Raw genomic sequence first — 2,229 nt, 5'->3', positions numbered from 1 at the left:
GAGGGTAGAATCGGTCATGGCGTATCCACTCATGTTGATTGAGATCTTGGTCGTGATCAATCAACAGGATACGCCACCCTTCCTACCTCCTCCCATACACCAGAAATCACCATAGCTCGTGGCATGAAGGCTCCGTTTCTGGCTGCGGGATGGCTATGTCTGCAAACACTGCTAGTGCCCGTCGGTCAGGCCCTGGAAAGACGGTCAGGAGTCTACAACTGTAGACTGGTCTACTTGCAGTAGTCCGAGCATGCCTAACCATCTGTCTGTTCTTTGCTCTGCCCGGCTCTGCGTTCGAGGCAATGGTTCACCAAGTAGGCGCTGCATCAGGACTTCCCTGACCTCCTGCGCATGGCTTCGCTGTCCCTGCGTAAGCACTCCTCCCTAAGCGCTGCGTCACGTGGCGATAGCTCCCGCCTTGGGCGCTGCGCTGCCTGTCGCTCCTCGGATTTGCGCCGTGTCTCCCTTGCCTTACGGTCGCTACTGGCGAGCATCCACACCAGCCAGGCGAAGCCCGCCAACGCCAGCCACGTCCCCGCATCAGTGCTCACGATGTCCGAGTAAACCCGCCCCGGCCAGCCTGTTATCCAGTCGATGAGAGCCTGCATGCTGCCTCCTTGTTTCTTTCCACTCTAACCCGACGACAGCAAAGAGCCCACTAAAGGAGATACCGGCGCCAGACCTCTAGTGGTTGCGGCTCCGCAATCGCTCGCTTAAGCGGGCCTCATCAACCAAACCGAGGGAGAGCCAGATGGGCAAATGTATAGAGTGGGGTGGGTCAGTAAACTCCGGGGGATACGGAAACCGCATATTTGACGGCTGCATGACTGGTGCGCACCGGGCTGCATATTGCGAGGCCAAACAGCTAAGACTTGTAGACATTGCGGGCTTAGTAGTCAGGCAGGAGTGCGGAAACCGGCTTTGTATCAACCCGGAACATCTGAAGCTTGGGAGCCTGTCGGAAGCGATGCGGGCAGCACACCGCAGGCGCGTGAGTATTCAAAAAGAACGTCTAGAGCAACGGCAAGCAGCCACAGCCCCAAGTGAGCAAGAGCGGGTGCAGGGGCGGCCAGAAAGATTCCACGGACAGCCCGTAACCCTCCGTAGCCCCTTGGGGAATTTGTACCACTTCTCGTGCCAGAAGGTCGCCGTGGAAATACTCGACCTCGATCAATCGACCCTGAGCAAGCTGGTACGTGGCAAAGCGCGAAGTCACAGGGGGTGGGCGCTGGCATGATCCAGGAGCCCAGCGGGTAGGCTGTGGCCCCTGGCAGTGCAGGCTTCAGGCGAAGCAGTAATTGCTCTCGATGATTTCCAGCAGGTCCAAGGTGCCCACCATCGGCACCTCCAGGTCGATCTCCTCCAGCAGTGCTTCCTCCACCTCCTCCTTGAACTCCTCCAGGCGGTTCTCCATGTACAGCTCCACGAACTCCCGGCACAGCACGGCACGCAGGGTCTCCGTGTTCCCAGCATGTGTGCCAAATGAGTCATGGATGACTGCAATGCTGCCGATACCGGCACCATAGAAGCCGTTCACGGACTTGATGAGATGCGAGGCATCCATGCTGTGCACGTAGTTAGGCGCAGCACTGCTTTTCATCCTGCGCACGTCCAGGCGTCCGGTCGGTTCCCGTAGCTGTAGGGCCATGCCCCCGAACAGTTGCGTGCGAACACGGTAAGCCTCGTCCCGGTAGATCACCTGCTCCACGATGAACCCGGTAGGAGTGGTCCAGGTGAGCGGCTTGTTCTTGGCTGCCGCTACCTTCGCGATACCCTGTATCATGGACATACCAGCACGGGCTGCCACTACCACCTCCCCGATACTGTCCCAGATCACCCTGGTGAGCACCGCTACAGCGTCCACCAAGGGCAGCTCAGAGGCCGGATCACCAAAGGGGTGTACTGCCATGGGCTTGGTGCCTGCGGCCCTTGCACGGGCCTCCTCGGCGGCCTGGATGTTTGCTACGTGGTCCTCGATTGCCTCACGGCAAGTAATCATTGTGCTGCCATCACGGGTCTTCAGGTGCGTTCGTTAGACGCACCCCGCCCTCGGCGCTCGTCCTGAGCACCGCCAGTTACAGGCTGGGAAGGGCTGCTGCACGTTGCCGCGGAGTTATCGTCAAATCTGGTGGATGGCGATCAGGCCGCATTCCTGTCTGATTGATCAACCACTTGCTCCCCGTCCTGGAACTTGACGTTGCTGACGACCAGTTCCAGCTTCTGGAAGTG

The 2,229-nt window shown here is 59.1% G+C and carries 1 protein-coding gene; it reads right to left on the bottom strand.

All coding sequences use genetic code 11. The features are described 5' to 3' along the window. Positions 1-1,282: 1,282 nt before the first annotated feature. On the bottom strand, positions 1,283-1,999 hold the full coding sequence (locus HOP58_RS22705) for a DNA-directed RNA polymerase (protein WP_234261901.1): 717 nt from the start codon (positions 1,997-1,999) through the stop codon (positions 1,283-1,285). Between the last annotated feature and the right edge of the window lie 230 nt (positions 2,000-2,229).

The sequence above is a fragment of the Halomonas sp. MCCC 1A11062 genome, assembly GCF_021404355.1.
GTDB classification, from domain to species: Bacteria; Pseudomonadota; Gammaproteobacteria; order Pseudomonadales; family Halomonadaceae; genus Halomonas; species Halomonas aerodenitrificans.
Note: the sequence above shows the minus strand (reverse complement) of the source record. Positions and strands in the feature narration are given on the sequence as shown.

What these genes read in the sequence shown, in the direction of transcription:
- HOP58_RS22705 (WP_234261901.1), bottom strand. Translation starts at nt 1,999, where the DNA reads ATGATTACTTGCCGTGAGGCAATCGAGGACCACGTAGCAAACATCCAG.